The following is a 16,334-nucleotide window of genomic DNA, read 5'->3' as shown; positions in this document are numbered from 1 at the left end:
AACATCCGAATATAACCTGATCGGTGATCGAACCGGCTCGGGGCCGGCGTGCTGCCTGCCTGAAGGCGGTCCACCTGCAAAATGGTAATCCTGGGTGAGAGGCATTGATGTTCGGACGTGTTTTCAGACTGGGAAAGCGGGATTTCTCATCCCTTTCCGAACAGGAAATCCTGGCGCTTGCGATTTCCTCCGAGGAGGACGATGCCCGCATCTACAAGGCTTATGCCGATGGTCTGCGTGACCAGTATCCGCAATCGGCCAAGGTCTTCGACGACATGGCCGCAGAGGAAAACCAGCACAGGCGGAGACTGATCGAACAGCACCGGGCGCGATTCGGCGAAACGATCCCTCTCATACGCCGGGAACATGTGCGCGGCTATTACGACCGCAAGCCCGACTGGCTGGTGCGCCCCCTCGGACTGGAGAAGGTCCGTGCCATGGCCGAGGAAATGGAGGCGCAGGCCTATCGCTTCTACACCGAAGCTGCCAAGCGCACCTCGGATGCAGGAACCCGCAAGCTACTGGGCGATCTTGCGGTTGCAGAGAAAGGCCACGAGAGTCTCGCCCAGCGCCTTGGAGCCAAACACACGCCCGACGACGTGCAGGAACAGGAGCGCCAGACCGAACGCCGGCAATTCATCCTGACCTACGTCCAGCCGGGCCTCGCGGGTTTGATGGACGGCTCGGTATCAACGCTGGCCCCGATCTTTGCTGCCGCCTTCGCGACGCAGGATACCTGGCAGACCTTCCTGGTCGGCCTGTCGGCCTCCGTCGGGGCGGGCATATCCATGGGCTTTACGGAAGCGGCCCATGACGACGGCGTGCTCTCGGGACGCGGATCACCACTGAAGCGCGGCCTCGCCTCGGGCATCATGACCGCCCTCGGCGGCCTTGGTCACGCCCTGCCCTATCTCATTCCCGAATTCTGGACAGCGACAACTGTCGCCGCATTCATCGTTTTCATCGAATTGTGGGCGATCGCATGGATCCAGAACCGCTACATGGAAACACCGTTTCTGCGAGCGGCCTTCCAGGTTGTCCTCGGTGGTTCGCTGGTCTTTGCCGCAGGCGTTCTCATCGGCAACGCCTAGCAGATCACACGGATCGGAGTTGCCCGGCTTAACGGCCGGCAACACTCCCTTTCGGCCAGGCCATGCCCTGATCGCAGGCAAGTTTTCACTTTTTTTCGGTCGGCTGTCGGATAAGCTCGCGCCTGCACGTTCCTTGGGTATCAATCCAAGCAACCGGAGGGACCCACATGCTTTTTTCCGTTTTGATTTACGCCAGCGAAGATTTCATTGACGCTCTGCCACCGGAAGAGCTTGCCACCGTTTATCAGAAACACGGCGCCTTTCACGAACACACCAAGACAAACAACTCCTTCGCCGTTGCAACCAAGTTGATGTCGACGGGAACGTCGGTCACGATCAACAAGGACAAGGACGACTTTATTGTCACCGACGGGCCTTTTGCCGAAACGAAAGAGCAGTTCATGGGCTTCTACGTGATCGACTGCCCGACACTGGAGGACGCCATCGAGGCGGTGAAGATCCTGCCGTTGGATCATGGCCGCATAGAAATTCGCCCGGTGGAATTCTTCGAGGGAGCCGATTTCAAGAATGCCGAGCGCCTGGTCATCAGCGCATCTTAGGGCTGCCCGCCCGCGCGTCCTGGCAGCGCTCAACCGCGTCTTCGGCGACATTGACCTTGCCGAGGATGCGTTTCAGGACGCCTCGTTGAAGGCGCTCAAGGCATGGTCGCCCGACCGGATGCCGGCGGATCCGGTTGCCTGGCTGATCATAGCCGGACGCAATGCCGGCATCGATACGCTGCGGAAACGCAAAAAGGAAACCCTCACCGCACCGGATGATCTCGAGCCTCTTCCCGAAGGCCCACACCCGGAAGACGAGCTGACCCAATCGCTGGATCATGCCGTCTACCGGGACGACATCCTGCGTCTTCTGTTTACCTGCTGCCACCCGGTGCTGCGCCGGGACCAGCAGATTGCCCTTTCCCTGAAAATTGTCGCTGGTCTTGGTGTGGAGGAGATTGCCCGTGCATTTCTGGTACAGGCCAAGACCATGGAACAGCGCATCACGCGTGCGAAGAAACGGCTGCAGGCGGCCAAACTGAGCTATGAGGAGCCGGACAGAACCGCCCGTGCCGAGCGACTTTCCGCCGTAGCCAATGCCATCTATCTGATCTTCAACGAAGGCTATGCGGCTTCACAGGGTGAAGAACTGATCCGCGAGCCCCTGTGTGAGGAAGCGATCCGCCTGGCCCGCCTGATCGTGCGGCTGTTTCCCGAAGAACCGGAACTGCGCGGCTTGCTGGCCCTTTGCCTGATCCAGCATTCCCGCCGCAAGGCCCGGCTGAGCCGGAGCGGCGCTGCCGTAACGCTGGAAGACCAGGACCGTTCGCTTTGGGATCGGAAACTGATCGCCGAAGGCAACATTCTGCTTGAGGCCGCCTTGCGCAAGGGGCGGCCCGGCCCCTTTCAGATCGAGGCAGCCATTGCCTCGACCCACACCCAGGCTGCGACCTACGCAACCACCGACTGGGTAGAGATCGACCGGCTCTACCGTGCCCTGGAACATATCCGGCCTTCACCGGTTGTGGCGCTCAACCGCGCCGTGGTCCAGGCAAAGCTGAACGGAGCACAGGCCGGCTTGTGCCGCCTGGAGCAACTGGCTGGCTCTCTGGAGCGCTACCCGAACTTTCACGTTGTCCGCGCTACCTTTCTGGAAGAACTGGGCCTGGCTGAAGAGGCTCAGGCCGCTTACCGCAAAGCGCTGGAATTTGCGGGAACCGATGTCGATCGCGACCATATCCGCCGGAAAATGAAGGTTTCTGGCAGACCATAGGCCTGTTTCGAGCCTCGTCTTGTTCAGATCCTGCCAGACCAAAATATTTTTGGTCCCCCTGTCGGGTCTGCCTGCCGCCCGCCGTCCTCTGATCACCTGGCACTGCCAGGCAATTGTTTTCAACACAGAGGATGAAAGACATGAGCACTCCGTCGCAAACACATGGCGCGTTCAGCTGGATGGAACTTCATTGCGCTGACGGTGCCAAGGCGCAGGCCTTCTATTCCGACCTGCTCGGCTGGGGCACAAAAACCGTGGATGTGGGCGTAGGCCCCTACACCATGATCATGAACAATGAAAACATGATCGGCGGCTTCCCATCCATGGAAACTGAAAGTCCCCGTTGGCTGCCTTATGTGACAGTCGACAGTGTCGATGCGCGTGTCGAAAAGGCCCGTGCGCTTGGCGCGACGATTGCAATGGAACCAATGAGCATTCCAAACGTCGGCCGCATGGCAACGATTGTCGACCCGCTCGGAGGCGTGATCGCGATGATCACATACGAAGAGCCGACAGACGCGTGATTGCGCCTGCCGCTTGAACCTTCAGCAGCCCCGGCCTTGTGCCGGGGCACGCCTGGTGGAATGCGCCCCGCGATAACCTTTCAAAAATTCTGGCTGACGGAGCCACTGATGCAACCGATGACCGTTCTGGCGTTGGTGCGCTTCGTGGTTTTACCGGGAAAGGTTCCGGCACAGTTTGACCGCGTCAGAGCAGCTTTCCGTGCAGACCGCAAATCAGAACTTGTACCAGAGAAACAGACCGCCATGGCCGTTGAGCGCCTCTCCCCGGTCTTCAACGATCGGGCTATCGGCCATGCCGCCGAGAAGCACCGACCCGCCGACGAGGCCACCGACGCCCCAGTTTTCGGTTACGGCAAATCTTGACGAAACATCCACGCTCACGTCCCTGAAGCCTGCGTCGGCCTTGTATTCCTTGAGACCGCTTGCGGCCGCGCCTTTTGCGGTCACGGAATAGTAGGCGTCAGCATAGGTTCCGTCGACAAAGGTCGTGGAGACATCAAGGCCGAAAGCCAGACGCTGGGTCGCGTTGATTTCGTAACCCAGGCTGAATGTAGCCGTTGTGCCGCTATCGCCGATAACGTCATGGGCAATCTCGACACTGGCACCAAGTGAATCGCGATCAAGCAGCAAACCGGCGTAGCCACCTCCTGCCGTGGCACCAACCCAGAGCTCCTCGTCAACATCGGGAAGCTTGTCGACAACATTGTCGGACACATCCTTGCGGCCCGTGCCGTAGCCAATAAGCGGCCCGGCGTAAAAGCTGTCGAAAGGCAGCACGTTGGCGGTCGCCGTCAATCCGTTGAACTTGACGAAGTACGGCCCCTTTTGCACAGACGCGATGATGCCGGGAACGAAACCGTAGTGCTTGGAGCCCAGATATTCCGGACCGAAGAAGGGACCAGCGCCAACCAGTACGCTCCAGTCCTTCTGTTCCTCCCCCATGGCAGGACATGCGACAAGCGCGAGACTTGCAAGGACGCTAGCCCGCACATAACACTTAGACGACATAAGACAACCCTTCTGCATTGCGACCCCAGCAATGTTGTCACTGTCTATATGCGGAATTTTCAGCCGTCAACGAAAATGTTGACAGTGTCTATTTATGGAGGAAACAGGCCTGAGCGACCTGAAATATCACCACGGCAATCTGAAAGAGGCCCTGATCCAGGCAGGGCTGGACATTCTGCGCGAAGATGGACTTGAGGCCCTGTCGCTGCGGGCGTGCGCCGCCCGTGCCGGCGTTTCCCATGGAGCGCCGAAGAACCACTTTGCCAATCTTGCCGTCCTGCAGGCAGCCATCGCGACGGAAGGCTTCCGGCAGTTTGCGGGCACGATGCGCCGGCATATGGCGGATGCGTCCAACGACGCCCGTGAACAGATACTCGCAAGCGCCCGCGGTTACATCGCCTTCGTTGAAGAGAACCCGCATCTGTTCCGGCTGATGTTCTCCATGGAACGACAGATCGATATCTATCCGGAGCTTCAGCCGGCCAGCCGCGAAGCCTATGCGGTTCTAAGGGAGGTCTCCGAAGGACTTTCACCGGAGAATTGCGAGAACCCCGTTCACCGGACTTCCGTTGAAACCATGCTGTGGGCGTTCATTCACGGGTATGCCAATCTCAAGGCAAATCGGCAGTTCTATACGGCCAATGCGGAAACCGGACGTGACCCGGCGCTGGAAGAAATCTTCCCGCAATTGCTTTACCTGACCAGAAATAAGGAAGTCTGACGGCCGCCTGTCCGAAAACCCTATGCCGCTCCGCAGTGCTCCACGCGGTTCCGGCCGCGTTCCTTCGCCTGGTAGCAAAGCCGGTCTGCTTCGGCCAACAGGGTATCAAGACAGGCTGCATTGTCGTGTTCGACAGCGACGACGCCAAGGCTTGCCGTCACGCGAACCAGTTTTCCGTCTCCTGCGGCAACCGGCTCACTGCAGACGCTTTGCCGAATTTTCTCGGCTTCCGCGACTGCGTCCATGATCTGGCTGTTCGGAATCATGATGGCGAATTCCTCGCCGCCCATACGACCCAGAAGACTGCCTGGCCGCAACGTGCCTTGCACACGCCGCACGAAGCTGACCAGTACGGTATCACCGGCGGCGTGTCCGTAGGTGTCGTTGACCGACTTGAAATGATCGAGGTCGACCATCAGCAGGGCAAAGCCGTTCATGCCAAGGGAGAGACTGCGGGAGACCTCCTCGCGGAAGGCGTTGCGGTTGAGCACGTCGGTCAGTTGGTCGTGCGTGGCAAGATATTGCAGACGGACCAGCAATGCATTCCGGCTCTGAGTGACGCAGGACAACATGATAGGCGCCAGAGCAACAAGGGAAATGCCGAGCCGGATGGAAATGAGCGTCATCACGTCGAGTTGCAGGGAGCTGCTGTCGCCAAGCCCGTTTGACAGGATGACGAGACCCCACACGCCAATGCACAGCGTCAGTATCGCTGTCGGAAAGACCGGATAGACGACACCACACCAAAGGAGCGCCGGAACCGGAAACGCAATGGCGCCAGGCCCTCCGACGACTGCTCCAGCAATACAGGAGATCAGCAGCAGGATCAGCGGTGCGCGTTTTTCCTGCCTCAACCGGGCCAGCAGACCGGAAAAGTCCGGCAACGTTCCTTCCAGCTTCGGTGCTGACAGGATAACCGGCAGAAAGGAGATGTAGTTCACCAGCTCGGTCGTCGACCAGAATATCCAGCCGGGAATGACACCCCCGCCGAAGAGGATCGGATTTGCGATGCCCCCGACAACCCCTGCCAGGGAAGCGGCGATAGCCGAAGCCACCGCGAGATGGAGAAGGGCCAAGGGTTGTTGCAGCCGAACGGAGGAAGCAGGCAAGTACTTATAGACCTGATACCCGGCAGCCACCCCAACCATGTTGGCCGCATTCAGCAGCACGGCCTTTTCGAGCGTCGCTCCTGTCAGAAGATCCGCTGCCAGATAGCCTACGGCAGCAGCAACCCAGCTCTGCCAACAAGCCGACTTTGGCACACGGACCAGCAGTCCGAGGAGGATTGCGTTGGCCGGCCAGACTGCTGCCAGGAACCCGGTTGGCCGGGTAAGAATGCCGAAGATGCAAGCCAGGAACACCACCAGACCCAGCAAGAACGGTACGCGCATTTCAGGCCTTGCGACCCGGTCCAGGACACCACCCTTTCCGTATAAATTTGCGACCACTGTTCTCTCCATCTGCGACAGCTCGAATTAAGATAATTCAGGCATTCGCCGTCGGACGTTCCGCAATTTCCCGAAGTGCGCCCCTGGTTTCGGAAGGTTTCGGCAACCGAATCCGTTGATCCCTCTGAGGCATGGTGAGGGTGTTTATCTAACGAACCAATAAAAACACAAGCACAAAGTATGCATTAACTTCCGGAGCACGGATGTTTTGCATTAAGTTCACGTGGAGCGTTGACTTGGATTAGGCTGAACGACGTGCGGCATCACGAAAAGACCACGACGCCGAACCAGCCACCGGCTTAGAGAACCGTGTGCCGCAGACCGCCGTTGACTTGCAGGATCTCACCCGTCATTCCGCCGGAAAGATCACTGAGCAAATAGGCAGCAGCTCCGGCAACTTCCTCTGCAGTGACACCGCGGCGCAGGAACGACTGCCGCGAGAGAACTTCATGAACCTTGCGGAAGTCGGGCAGGACGCGCGATGACGTGGTCGGGACCGCGCCGGCGGAAACACCGTTCACACGGACATTCTCATGGCCAAGTTCCGCCGCAAGCGCCCGCACGGAGTGTTCCAGTGCAGCCTTTGCGACACCCAGGACCTCGTAGCCGGGCACCACGCGCTCACCGCCCAGGAAGGTCAGGGCAACAACGGATCTGAGGTTCGGGTTGCGACGTTGCACCTCCCGCACCAGGGCGATGAAGGCATAACAGCTGGTGCTGATCGTCTTCAGAAAGTTCTCTTCGCTCGTCCCCAGCAGACCGTTCTGTCCGGCTTCGCCGATGTCGGTCTTGGCCAGGCAGAACACCATGCCGGTCAGGTCGGTCAGATCGTCAATCGCGTCGATGGACTGCGGATAGTCCAGGAAGCGGATGTCGTGATGTGGCGTTTTGGCAGACAGCTTTTCCGGCCGGCGCGACGTCAGCACGGTTTCCCAACCGTTCTGATACATGTGTTCGCCGATTGCCAGGCCGAGCGATCGCTTTGAACTGACCCCGACCACAAGCACCTTGTTGGTCTTTACTGCGGGCTTCCTCAGATCGAAGAGCGTTTCGAGGGTGCGAGTGACGGCCATTGAGCGACATTCCTGCTGAGGACCGGAACCGGCCTGCGGTATTGGATTTCGGGAAACAATTGGCAATGCCCCGGTATCCCCGTTTCGACGCCACATTGCCTCGTGCGCCAGTGCCGGTTCGCCGGCAAATCACTTTGCCGCCAGACCATATGACGTATAATAAGTCAGTCTTGTGACAATGCGATTCACAGCCTGTAACCGGATGTTTCAATCCACTGACGAACTGCATTCCGGTTGCTGACACAAACTGGAGGGGCAAAACGCTTGCCGTGGTTCGGTTTCACCTTTTCCTTCGACAGCAAATGACCTTGGGCGAGCGCCTGTAGTCTTCGGCGATGCCGACGGCCTCTTGCAAGGATCGCCGCTCGCAAACAAATGGGGACCCCGCCTTGCGAGGTCCCCTGAAACGCTCATTCGAATTGTGTGCCGCCCGTCCTATGACCATTGGCGCAAGACGGGCAGGCCGGTTCCGCTTACTCCGCGGCGACCGCCAGGTCCCGGTGGGAGCGGCGCGCCCACGGGCGTGTTCCTTCCGGGATTTCATCGACCGTGCCGACCGGCTGCAGATATTTGGTCACTTCGGGCCATTCACCGGCTTTCAGGGCTTTCAGCACTTCCGGCTTGGAGATCTCGAACGTCGACACACCGCAGCGGCGTGCCAGCGGCACCTGGTCGAGAATGTATTTCCCGAGCGCGCGGATATCACCCTTGTAGCCGATCTGCTCACGCAGGATGCGGGCTGCGGAAAAGCCGCGGCCATCGGAAAAGCTCGGAAAGTCGACGGCAACCAGTGCCAGTCGGTCGAGATAATTTTCGATCAGCTCGACATCGTCACCAGCCTCGACGATGACCGCGGTTTTGCCCTCACGTGCCAGATATGCATCCGGGTCGATGAGAAACACGGTCATCGGTACAAGCGCATCGCCTTCGACAGCAATGCCGGTTTCGGCATCTGTCCGCGCCCAGCTTTCCTCGACGAAATCGCCGTCCTTGAAAATCGTTGCCATTCTTTGCGTCCTCAAAATCCTCTATCGACAGCGGTCAGATACCGCTGCCGTCAACTTCCTTGCCATGGGTCGGCCAGTGAATGCCGCATTCCGTCTTGTCCTGGCCACGCCAACGTCCAGCCCGGGGGTCCTCGCCGGGGGCAACCTTGCTGGTGCAGGGCAGGCAGCCGATGGAGGGGTAGCCTTGCGCCACAAGCGGATGCGGCGGCAGATCATGGGTCTTGGCATAATCCAGAATTTCGGCAGCCGTCCAGTCCGCCAGCGGATTGACCTTCACCCGGCCTTCGTCGATTTCGAAGAACTCCAGGCTGGAGCGACTTGCGCTCTGGAACCGCTTGCGGCCGGAAATCCAGGCTTCGAAACCGTTCAAGGCCTCGGCCAGCGGCACCACCTTGCGGATATGACAGCAGGCGTCGGTATCGCTCATCCAGAGCATGCCCGCGGGATCTTCCCTGGAGAGATCGTCCTTGTTCGGCTTCTGGGTGCGGACATCGGTCAGGCCGAGCTTCTCGATCAGCTCATCACGATAGAGCAGCGTGGCCGGAAACAGTTTGACCGTGTCCACGAAAACGACCGGCGTCGACGGGTCGATCTGGGCAACCATATGCAGGAGCACTGCGGAATCGGCCCCGAAGCTGGAGACCATGGCAATGCCACCGGCGAACTGGTGGCGGATGGCCGCCCTCAGGACGTCGTCCGCGGTTGCATCCTCGAACTGGGCGTTGAGTGCGGCGACTTCCGCCTGCAAGCCCAGCTCCGGGTCAACACCTAGGCTGAATGTCTCATGCAGCGCCATAAAGGGCCTCCTTGAAGGGATCCTCCCCAACCCGGCGATAGGCTTCCAGGAAGGTCTCTTCTTTGCCGTTCCGCAGGCCGAGATAGGTATCGACCAGCTTCTCGATGGCATCGACCACTTCTTCAGACGAGAAGCCGCGGCCGACGATTTCACCAATGGACGCGTTTTCGTTGGCGGAGCCGCCAAGCGTCACCTGATAGAATTCCTCGCCCTTCTTCTCCAGGCCGAGAATGCCGATGTGGCCGACATGGTGGTGACCACAGGCGTTGATGCAGCCGGAGATCTTGATCTTCAGCTCACCGATCTCGGCCTGCCGTTCCGCAGCACCGAAGCGTTCGGAGATCCGCTGCGCCACCGGAATGGAGCGGGCGGTTGCCAGGGCGCAATAGTCCATGCCCGGGCAGGCGATGATATCGGTGATCAGACCGGCATTGCCTTCCGCGATACGCGCGGCCACCAACTCGTCGAACAGCGCCGGCAGGTCGTCCAGCTTCACATGCGGCAGGATCACGTTCTGCTCGTGGCTGATGCGGATCTCGTCATGACCGTATTTCTCGGCAAGGTTCGCGATCACGTCCATCTGCTCATCCGACGCATCACCCGGGATGCCGCCGATCGGCTTCATGGACAATGTGACGGAGGTATAGCCAGGCACCCGGTGCGGGTTGAGGTTATGCGCCGTGAACTGGGCAAAGGCTGCATCCGCCGCCTTGCGTGTTTCAACGGCAGCCGAGGTCGCATTGCCCACTTCCAGCGGAGGCGGAGCGAAATAGGCCTCGATGCGGCGCACCTCCTCATCCGGCAGGCGCAGGACCCCGAAGCGGATCTTTTCGAATTCGGCCTCGATATCCGCCTTCAGTTCGTCCAGCCCGGTTTCATGAACCAGGATCTTGATGCGGGCCTTGTACTTGTTGTCGCGGCGGCCGTAGCGGTTATAGACGCGCAGGATCGCTTCCGAGTAGGCAAGCAGATCTTCCTCGGGAAGGAAGTCGCGCACCTTGCGGCCGATCATCGGCGTACGGCCAAGTCCGCCACCGACGAAGACCACGAACCCGATCTCACCGGCATCGTTGCGTGCGAGCTGCAAACCGATATCGTGAACCTGGACGGCAGCACGGTCGTTCGGGGCGCCTGTGATGGCGATCTTGAACTTGCGCGGCAGGAACGAGAATTCCGGATGCAGCGATGACCACTGGCGCAGGATTTCCGCATAGGGGCGCGGGTCAGCGATCTCGTCGGCGGCAGCACCGGCGAAGTGATCCGCGGTCACGTTTCGAATGCAGTTGCCCGACGTCTGGATGGCATGCATCTCGACTTCTGCCAGCTCTTCCAGGATCTTCGGCGTATCTTCCAGTTTCGGCCAGTTGAACTGGATGTTCTGGCGCGTGGTGAAGTGGCCGTAGCTCTGGTCGTACGTGCGGGCGATATGGGCAAGCTTGCGCATCTGCCGGCCGTTGAGCGTGCCATAGGGAATGGCAACGCGCAGCATGTAGGCATGGAGCTGCAGATAGAGACCGTTCATCAGGCGCAGCGGCTTGAACTCGTCCTCGGAAAGTTCGCCAGCCAGACGGCGGCGGACCTGGTCCTTGAACTGCTCGGTACGCTGGTTCACGAAGCTCGCGTCAAATTCGTCGTAACGGTACATGTCTCAATCTCTCCTCAGCGGGCGCTGCCATGGAAGGCGCTGCCCTGCCCTTCATTGTTGTTTCAGGCGGAAACCGCCTGGGCCTGCTTGCCCAGTTCCGGGTGGGTGGTCGGGCCGGTTGCCCGGATCTTTTCGCGCAGGCGCACCGGTACGATGACGCCCTCTTCCACGGTCACGTCCATCTCGTAGACACCAACGACTTTCTGGTTCTTCTCGGCCTCAAGACCTTCGGCCAGGGCTGCCGCGACCGCTTCCTTGCCGTCATAAACCTTAGCCAGCGTAATGCGCTCGACCCAGGAACCGTTTTCCGCGAGCCAGACAACATCGCCGTTCAAAAGGCGGTTGGCGGTGATGACTTTCATGTGCGTCCACTCTCTTCAAGTTCAGGCGGCTACAACCCGGGCGGCGAGCTGCGGCGCCAGGGGTTCGGCCTTGTCCATTGCGGCATGGCCCACGGCCTCGCCGATCACGATCAGAACCGGTCCGTCGATCTCCGCGCGGTTCGACAGCACCGCGAGTTCGGACAGGGTTCCGGCAAATTGGCGTTCGTCCGGGTGTGCCGCATTCTCGATCACGGCAACCGGTGTTTCAGGTTTCAGGCCCGCGCCGATCATCTTCTCGGCAACGGCAGCTGCCACGGTCCGGCCCATGTAGACGGCCACCGTCGCGCCCTTGAGTGCCAGCCCAGCCCAATCCGGCAGGGTTTCGGACTTGGCATTGTGGCCGGTAGCGAAAACCAGGTTGGAGGCGACACCGCGCAACGTGAGCGGGATCTGGGCTGACGCTGCCGCGGCGAAGGCTGCCGTGACGCCTGGAACAATTTCAAAGCCGATACCACCTTCGCGAAGCGCTTCCATTTCTTCCGCCGCACGGCCAAAGATCATCGGATCTCCAGCTTTCAGACGCACGACTTTCAAGCCCTTGCGGCCAAGCTCGACCAGGAGCTCGGAAATTTCGGACTGCGGCACGGAATGAGCGCCCTTGCGCTTGCCCACGGAAATGCGCTCCGCATCGCGGCGGCCCATGGCAACGACATTTGCCGGCACCAGCGCATCGTGAACGATGACGTCGGCTTCCTGCAGCAGGCGCTGCGCGCGCAGGGTCAACAGGTCTTCCGCGCCCGGCCCGGCACCGACAAGCCAGACAAAACCGGGCTCGTCCGCCATCGAATTCAACAACCGCTGTGCCTCGGAACGGGCGACATCAGCCTTGCCTGCATAGAGATTGGTTGCGACCGAACCGGAGAAGAAGCGCGCCCAGAAACTGCGGCGCAGCCCCCCGTCGCGGATCACCTTGGTTGCGGCATCGCGGAAACTTTCGGCAAGACGCGCCAGCTCGCCGGTCGAACGCGGCAGCATGGCTTCAATGCGCGCGCGGATGTGGCGCGACAGGACAGGACCGACACCGGTCGAGGTTATCGCAACGGCGATCGGTGCGCGATTGACCAGGGCTCCGGTGTAGAAGTCGCACAGTTCCGGCTTGTCGACCGCATTGACCGGAACGCCCTGAACCCGTGCTGCATCGACAACAGCCTTGTCGAGATCCCAGTCTTCGCGCGCGGAAAAGACCAGAGCGGCGTCCTTCAGATGACCAGGCTGGAAATCCTCGGCAAGATGCTCGGTCTCGAAGAGGTCAATAGCCTCCTGCAGATCCGGTTCGACAATTTTGGAAACGACGACGATCCGGGCGTTGGTTTCCCCCAGGAGACGAACCTTTGCAGCAGCTTCACCGCCGTGCCCGACAACGAGCACACGCCGGCCGGCAACCTTCATGAAGGCCGGAAACACGTCGAGCCGGTCTTCCGGCTTTTTCAGTGTTTTCAGAGTGTCGCCACCACGGCTAGTCATCGTCAGGGTCTCCAGTCCCAGTTTGATGGGTCTAATGTAATCGGCAGCCCATGCCTGCGCCGGGCACCGGATTTCAAAGCTGGAAACAGAAGCGGAATAGTTTTTTGCAATCCTCTGATTTGGCCAATTTCAATTCCCGGCGGCCGGTCAGAGTGATTTTTGCGAGGAAAAATTTCCAACGGGCCTGGTCCGATTGAAAGAGTTTTTCTCCTGTTACAACGGTCGGTGAACACCCCGTTCAGCCGTCGTTTGCGACGGCATTCAACCTTCCGGGCAAGCGTGCGTCATTCTTGATGCCGCAAAGGAAATCACTTAGCCTTTCCAGACGGCTGGGACACGGCCGCTGTGGCATCAGAGGGGGTATGATGCGTCTTGTTTATTCATTGGTTGCCGCCGGGGTTTCCGCAGGTCTTTTGCTCTTCGGCAGCTTCGGAACTAGCCATGCAGCCGTTGTTGAAAACTTCCAAAGCGGCGGCTGGAACGGCAGTGCCTTCACTGATGATCAGACCGGCGCATTTTCGACCTGTGTCGCGTCCGTGAGCTACCACAGCGGCATCACGCTATATGTCCAGCTCGACACCAACTACAACTGGGCCATCGGCTTTTCGGCACTTCAGTGGAACATGAAGGTCGGCGCGGATATTGCGCTTCAGTATCGCATCGACCGGGGCGCCTGGCAGAGCGGCGTTGCCAAGGCGACGTCGCAGAATCTGGCGCGCATGCAAATGCCGAGAGGCGGCTACATCATCACCCGATTTCGCCGCGGACGGACACTTTACGTTCGAGATGGCACCTACAATTACGAATTCCGCCTCACAGGCACCTCTCGCCTGATGGCACGTCTTGCCAAATGTGTGGAGCAGAACATCGCACGGTACGGTGCGGCACCCGTTGCCGGTGCTGCAGGCGCCAGCTCTCAAGGTGGCCTCGGACATTCCGCCCCCACCAAGGACGAAGCGGCGGCGTCCAGTTCGGCGACCGACCCGCAACTTGCCATCGAAGCGACCCAGGCCCTGTTCAACCTGATGGGCAGCGCAGGTCTTTCCGGGCTAAAGCTTATTCCCGACGGACAGCGCGAAGAAGATCTGAACGGCCTTCATGCCGTTGCCACCAACGACGCACGCACGATAGTGGCGCACATTTTTCCGGCGGGTAGCTACCAGTCGGAAGAAGAACTGATGTCGCTTATTGTTGCCGACAGCCAGAAGAAATGCGCGGAAGGCAAATTCACCTCAGGTTCCGAACGGATCAACGAGAACGGCAAACCGATCTATACAAGTTACGCCAACTGCGAAACGGGCGACTTCCAGTTGATCGAGCGGGTCGCCATCGCAAAGCGCAAGGCGGGCGGGGTCTTCATTTACGGCGTGGCGGATACTTACGTCGGCGAAGGCGGTGGCGCACCGGTTTCTCCGCCTGAACTGACGGATCCGGATCTCTACTCGGCAATCGCCGACGCTGCGGAGTAAGGCAAAACGAGCAGCCCAGATCACCGACCACAAGTCGGCTGTTCACCTGAGTAGCAGGTCGGCTTTTTTTCCGTTCGCCGCCTCATCGTCACTTGGAGGATTGTCAAAACCGGGAAACAAAAAAGCCGGCGGAAACCGCCGGCTTTTCGTAACTGGTCTCGGTTGACATTAGGCCGCAAAGGACTTGATGAAGTCCTCGATCTGGTGGGTCAGCGTCTGGGTGCGTTCTGCAACCAGGTTGACCGCCTGGCGGACTTCACCTGCCGCATCCTTGGAGCGGACCGCGTTTTCCTTCATGCCGGACACGCTGTCGCTTGCCGTCTGGGTGCTGGTGGAGGCCTCGTTGACGCCACGGGCAATTTCGCCAGTCGCTGCGCTCTGTTCAGTAACCGCCGATGCGATTGCCGTTGTTTCCGCCGTTACATTGCCCATGATGTCGGTGATCTGCTGGATCGAGTGGGCTGCATCGGTGGTCGCTTCCTGAATGGCGATGATCTGCTGGGTGATGCTTTCCGTGGCTTTCGCTGTCTGATTGGCCAATTCCTTGACTTCCGCAGCAACGACAGCAAATCCCTTGCCGGCTTCACCAGCACGAGCAGCCTCGATAGTTGCGTTGAGTGCCAGAAGATTGGTCTGTTCGGCGATGGTCTGGATCAGCTGGACGACTTCACCGATTTCCTGGGCCGCAGACGAAAGGGTTGCGACCTTTTCATTGGTCAGGCTGGTGGTTTCGGCAGCTTCCGAGACAACTGCGGAGGTGGAAGCCACACGCTGGTTGATTTCCTCGATGGAAACCGAAAGCTCTTCAGCGGCAGAAGCGACGGCCTCGACATTACCCAGAGCCGAATTGGATGAATAGGCCGCTCCTTCAGCGTGTGTCGTGGTGTCGTCTGCAACACCGATCAGCACAGTTGCTGTGTCTTCCAGCTGCGACATGGTGCCGGTCACATCCACGATGAGGGACGATACGCTGCTGCGGAAGGAAGCAGTCAGCTCTTCACGCTGCCGCATGCGCCGAATACGCGCCTCGTCTTCGGCCTTTTGCGCCTTGACCAACTCCTCTCGCTCCGAAGCGCCGTCGCGCAGGACATTGATCGCATTTGCAAGCTGTCCGATTTCGTCAGCCCGTTCGCATTCGGCAAGGTGAATGCCATAGTCGCCCTTCGAAAGCCGGGCGACTGCCTCGGCAAAGGACCCGAGCGGCAGAATGACCGCACGCATGATGAAGAAACCGGCCATTGCCAGGGCAAGGACGACGAGCCCGAGGTTAGCGTAGGTCATGACGTCAGCGTTCCGGGCCGCACTCTGATAGCTCGCCACCTCAACGGCCAACTCGGCGCGTTCCGTTTCCAGATGCTGGTGATGAAGATCAAGGGCTGCTTCCAGCGCCGTCGTCAGGCTTTCAGCTTCGCCGTCGAATGCCCCCATGAGCTTGTTGCCCTGCTCCGGTCCACCGGCAACATAGGCCTCCGCCATGGCTTTTCCGGTGTCGTAGTATGACGGGAATTTCGCCTGAACGTTCCTGATCTTTTCAACAAGATCCGCATAACCGAGCTTTTCGGCGAGATCGATTGCCGCGGTGCTCTCGCTCTTGAAATTGTCGGAGAAGGAAACCGCAAGATCAAAACCGTCGTTCAGGCCATCAAGACCTCTTGTTGCGGAAATGTCTGTCAGCCATTGCTGCACCTGAACGATGTCGAACTGCATTTTCTGCAGTGAAATGGCCAGGTTCACGCCGTCGGTGGCAAAGGTTTCCGCCCCTTCGCGGAGATGCCCCGCGTTTTCTTCGAGCACGCCAAGATTGCGTATCGTGCCAAGGCTCAGCGCTGTCGCAACAACGAACAGTACAGCCAGCATGGCGATCATTTTGGATTTCAGACTTTGAAAGACGGACATGGTTAACCCAGCTTATGTCGCACCTGCCCCCTGCCG

At 59.6% G+C, this 16,334-nt stretch carries 15 protein-coding genes; 6 read left to right on the top strand and 9 right to left on the bottom strand.

The window, feature by feature from the left end:
- Positions 1-107 precede the first annotated feature (107 nt).
- From mbfA to ACVDG9_RS03440, 4 genes are all read left to right on the top strand, one after another.
- Positions 108-1,091, top strand: a complete 984-nt coding sequence (mbfA, locus tag ACVDG9_RS03455; protein WP_075283584.1) for an iron exporter MbfA — start codon at positions 108-110, stop codon at positions 1,089-1,091.
- 167 nt (positions 1,092-1,258) lie between these two features.
- The gene (locus ACVDG9_RS03450) at positions 1,259-1,651 is read left to right on the top strand and encodes a YciI family protein (RefSeq protein WP_023002194.1); all 393 of its coding nucleotides are present in this window, start codon (positions 1,259-1,261) and stop codon (positions 1,649-1,651) included.
- The gene (locus ACVDG9_RS03445; protein WP_447237301.1) at positions 1,620-2,864 is read left to right on the top strand and encodes an RNA polymerase sigma factor; all 1,245 of its coding nucleotides are present in this window, start codon (positions 1,620-1,622) and stop codon (positions 2,862-2,864) included. The genes ACVDG9_RS03450 and ACVDG9_RS03445 overlap by 32 nt, the downstream gene beginning before the upstream one ends.
- A gap of 140 nt (positions 2,865-3,004) precedes the next feature.
- On the top strand, positions 3,005-3,388 hold the full coding sequence (locus ACVDG9_RS03440) for a VOC family protein (RefSeq protein WP_031269808.1): 384 nt from the start codon (positions 3,005-3,007) through the stop codon (positions 3,386-3,388).
- A gap of 213 nt (positions 3,389-3,601) precedes the next feature.
- Here the strand turns inward: ACVDG9_RS03440 and ACVDG9_RS03435 are convergent, their stop codons facing one another.
- A complete protein-coding gene (locus ACVDG9_RS03435) occupies positions 3,602-4,396 on the bottom strand; it encodes a MipA/OmpV family protein (protein WP_447237300.1) in 795 nt (264 codons plus the stop codon).
- A gap of 94 nt (positions 4,397-4,490) precedes the next feature.
- Between ACVDG9_RS03435 and ACVDG9_RS03430 the strand changes: the two genes are divergently transcribed.
- Positions 4,491-5,117, top strand: a complete 627-nt coding sequence (locus tag ACVDG9_RS03430) for a TetR/AcrR family transcriptional regulator (RefSeq protein ID WP_023002198.1) — start codon at positions 4,491-4,493, stop codon at positions 5,115-5,117.
- A gap of 20 nt (positions 5,118-5,137) precedes the next feature.
- On the opposite strand, the gene ACVDG9_RS03425 is transcribed toward ACVDG9_RS03430, so the two are convergent.
- The 7 genes from ACVDG9_RS03425 to cysG form a co-directional block, all read right to left on the bottom strand.
- Positions 5,138-6,565 (bottom strand): GGDEF domain-containing protein, encoded by a 1,428-nt coding sequence (locus ACVDG9_RS03425; RefSeq protein ID WP_447237299.1) that lies wholly within the window; start codon positions 6,563-6,565, stop codon positions 5,138-5,140.
- A gap of 299 nt (positions 6,566-6,864) precedes the next feature.
- Positions 6,865-7,638, bottom strand: a complete 774-nt coding sequence (locus tag ACVDG9_RS03420; RefSeq protein ID WP_023002200.1) for an enoyl-ACP reductase FabI — start codon at positions 7,636-7,638, stop codon at positions 6,865-6,867.
- 473 nt (positions 7,639-8,111) lie between these two features.
- On the bottom strand, positions 8,112-8,645 hold the full coding sequence (locus ACVDG9_RS03415) for a DUF934 domain-containing protein (protein ID WP_447237298.1): 534 nt from the start codon (positions 8,643-8,645) through the stop codon (positions 8,112-8,114).
- Positions 8,646-8,679: 34 nt separating this feature from the next.
- On the bottom strand, positions 8,680-9,441 hold the full coding sequence (locus tag ACVDG9_RS03410; RefSeq protein ID WP_023002202.1) for a phosphoadenylyl-sulfate reductase: 762 nt from the start codon (positions 9,439-9,441) through the stop codon (positions 8,680-8,682).
- Positions 9,428-11,086, bottom strand: a complete 1,659-nt coding sequence (locus ACVDG9_RS03405; RefSeq protein ID WP_023002203.1) for a nitrite/sulfite reductase — start codon at positions 11,084-11,086, stop codon at positions 9,428-9,430. Before ACVDG9_RS03405 ends, ACVDG9_RS03410 begins: the two co-directional genes overlap by 14 nt.
- Before the next feature lie 62 nt (positions 11,087-11,148).
- The gene (locus tag ACVDG9_RS03400; RefSeq protein WP_023002204.1) at positions 11,149-11,448 is read right to left on the bottom strand and encodes a DUF2849 domain-containing protein; all 300 of its coding nucleotides are present in this window, start codon (positions 11,446-11,448) and stop codon (positions 11,149-11,151) included.
- Between the two features lie 21 nt (positions 11,449-11,469).
- Positions 11,470-12,933: a siroheme synthase CysG gene (cysG, locus tag ACVDG9_RS03395; protein WP_447237297.1), complete on the bottom strand. Its 1,464-nt coding sequence runs from the start codon at positions 12,931-12,933 to the stop codon at positions 11,470-11,472.
- A gap of 362 nt (positions 12,934-13,295) precedes the next feature.
- Here cysG and ACVDG9_RS03390 point away from each other — a divergent pair, with 362 nt between their 5' ends.
- The gene (locus tag ACVDG9_RS03390) at positions 13,296-14,402 is read left to right on the top strand and encodes a hypothetical protein (RefSeq protein ID WP_447237296.1); all 1,107 of its coding nucleotides are present in this window, start codon (positions 13,296-13,298) and stop codon (positions 14,400-14,402) included.
- A 168-nt stretch (positions 14,403-14,570) separates the two neighbouring features.
- On the opposite strand, the gene ACVDG9_RS03385 is transcribed toward ACVDG9_RS03390, so the two are convergent.
- The gene (locus tag ACVDG9_RS03385) at positions 14,571-16,298 is read right to left on the bottom strand and encodes a methyl-accepting chemotaxis protein (RefSeq protein WP_081713387.1); all 1,728 of its coding nucleotides are present in this window, start codon (positions 16,296-16,298) and stop codon (positions 14,571-14,573) included.
- Positions 16,299-16,334: the final 36 nt, after the last annotated feature.

The organism is Roseibium sp. RP-7 (assembly GCF_053005225.1).
The sequence above is the reverse complement of the archived record's forward strand: the minus strand, read 5'-3'. Positions and strand labels throughout refer to the sequence as shown.

Bases quoted from the DNA above. Each gene is read 5' to 3' on its own strand.
- mbfA (WP_075283584.1), top strand. From the start codon at position 108: ATGTTCGGACGTGTTTTCAGACTGGGAAAGCGGGATTTCTCATCCCTT.
- ACVDG9_RS03450 (WP_023002194.1), top strand. From the start codon at position 1,259: ATGCTTTTTTCCGTTTTGATTTACGCCAGCGAAGATTTCATTGACGCT.
- ACVDG9_RS03445 (WP_447237301.1), top strand. From the start codon at position 1,620: ATGCCGAGCGCCTGGTCATCAGCGCATCTTAGGGCTGCCCGCCCGCGC.
- ACVDG9_RS03440 (WP_031269808.1), top strand. From the start codon at position 3,005: ATGAGCACTCCGTCGCAAACACATGGCGCGTTCAGCTGGATGGAACTT.
- ACVDG9_RS03435 (WP_447237300.1), bottom strand. From the start codon at position 4,396: ATGTCGTCTAAGTGTTATGTGCGGGCTAGCGTCCTTGCAAGTCTCGCG.
- ACVDG9_RS03430 (WP_023002198.1), top strand. From the start codon at position 4,491: ATGGAGGAAACAGGCCTGAGCGACCTGAAATATCACCACGGCAATCTG.
- ACVDG9_RS03420 (WP_023002200.1), bottom strand. From the start codon at position 7,638: ATGGCCGTCACTCGCACCCTCGAAACGCTCTTCGATCTGAGGAAGCCC.
- ACVDG9_RS03415 (WP_447237298.1), bottom strand. From the start codon at position 8,645: ATGGCAACGATTTTCAAGGACGGCGATTTCGTCGAGGAAAGCTGGGCG.
- ACVDG9_RS03410 (WP_023002202.1), bottom strand. From the start codon at position 9,441: ATGGCGCTGCATGAGACATTCAGCCTAGGTGTTGACCCGGAGCTGGGC.
- ACVDG9_RS03405 (WP_023002203.1), bottom strand. From the start codon at position 11,086: ATGTACCGTTACGACGAATTTGACGCGAGCTTCGTGAACCAGCGTACC.
- ACVDG9_RS03400 (WP_023002204.1), bottom strand. From the start codon at position 11,448: ATGAAAGTCATCACCGCCAACCGCCTTTTGAACGGCGATGTTGTCTGG.
- cysG (WP_447237297.1), bottom strand. From the start codon at position 12,933: ATGACTAGCCGTGGTGGCGACACTCTGAAAACACTGAAAAAGCCGGAA.
- ACVDG9_RS03390 (WP_447237296.1), top strand. From the start codon at position 13,296: ATGATGCGTCTTGTTTATTCATTGGTTGCCGCCGGGGTTTCCGCAGGT.
- ACVDG9_RS03385 (WP_081713387.1), bottom strand. From the start codon at position 16,298: ATGTCCGTCTTTCAAAGTCTGAAATCCAAAATGATCGCCATGCTGGCT.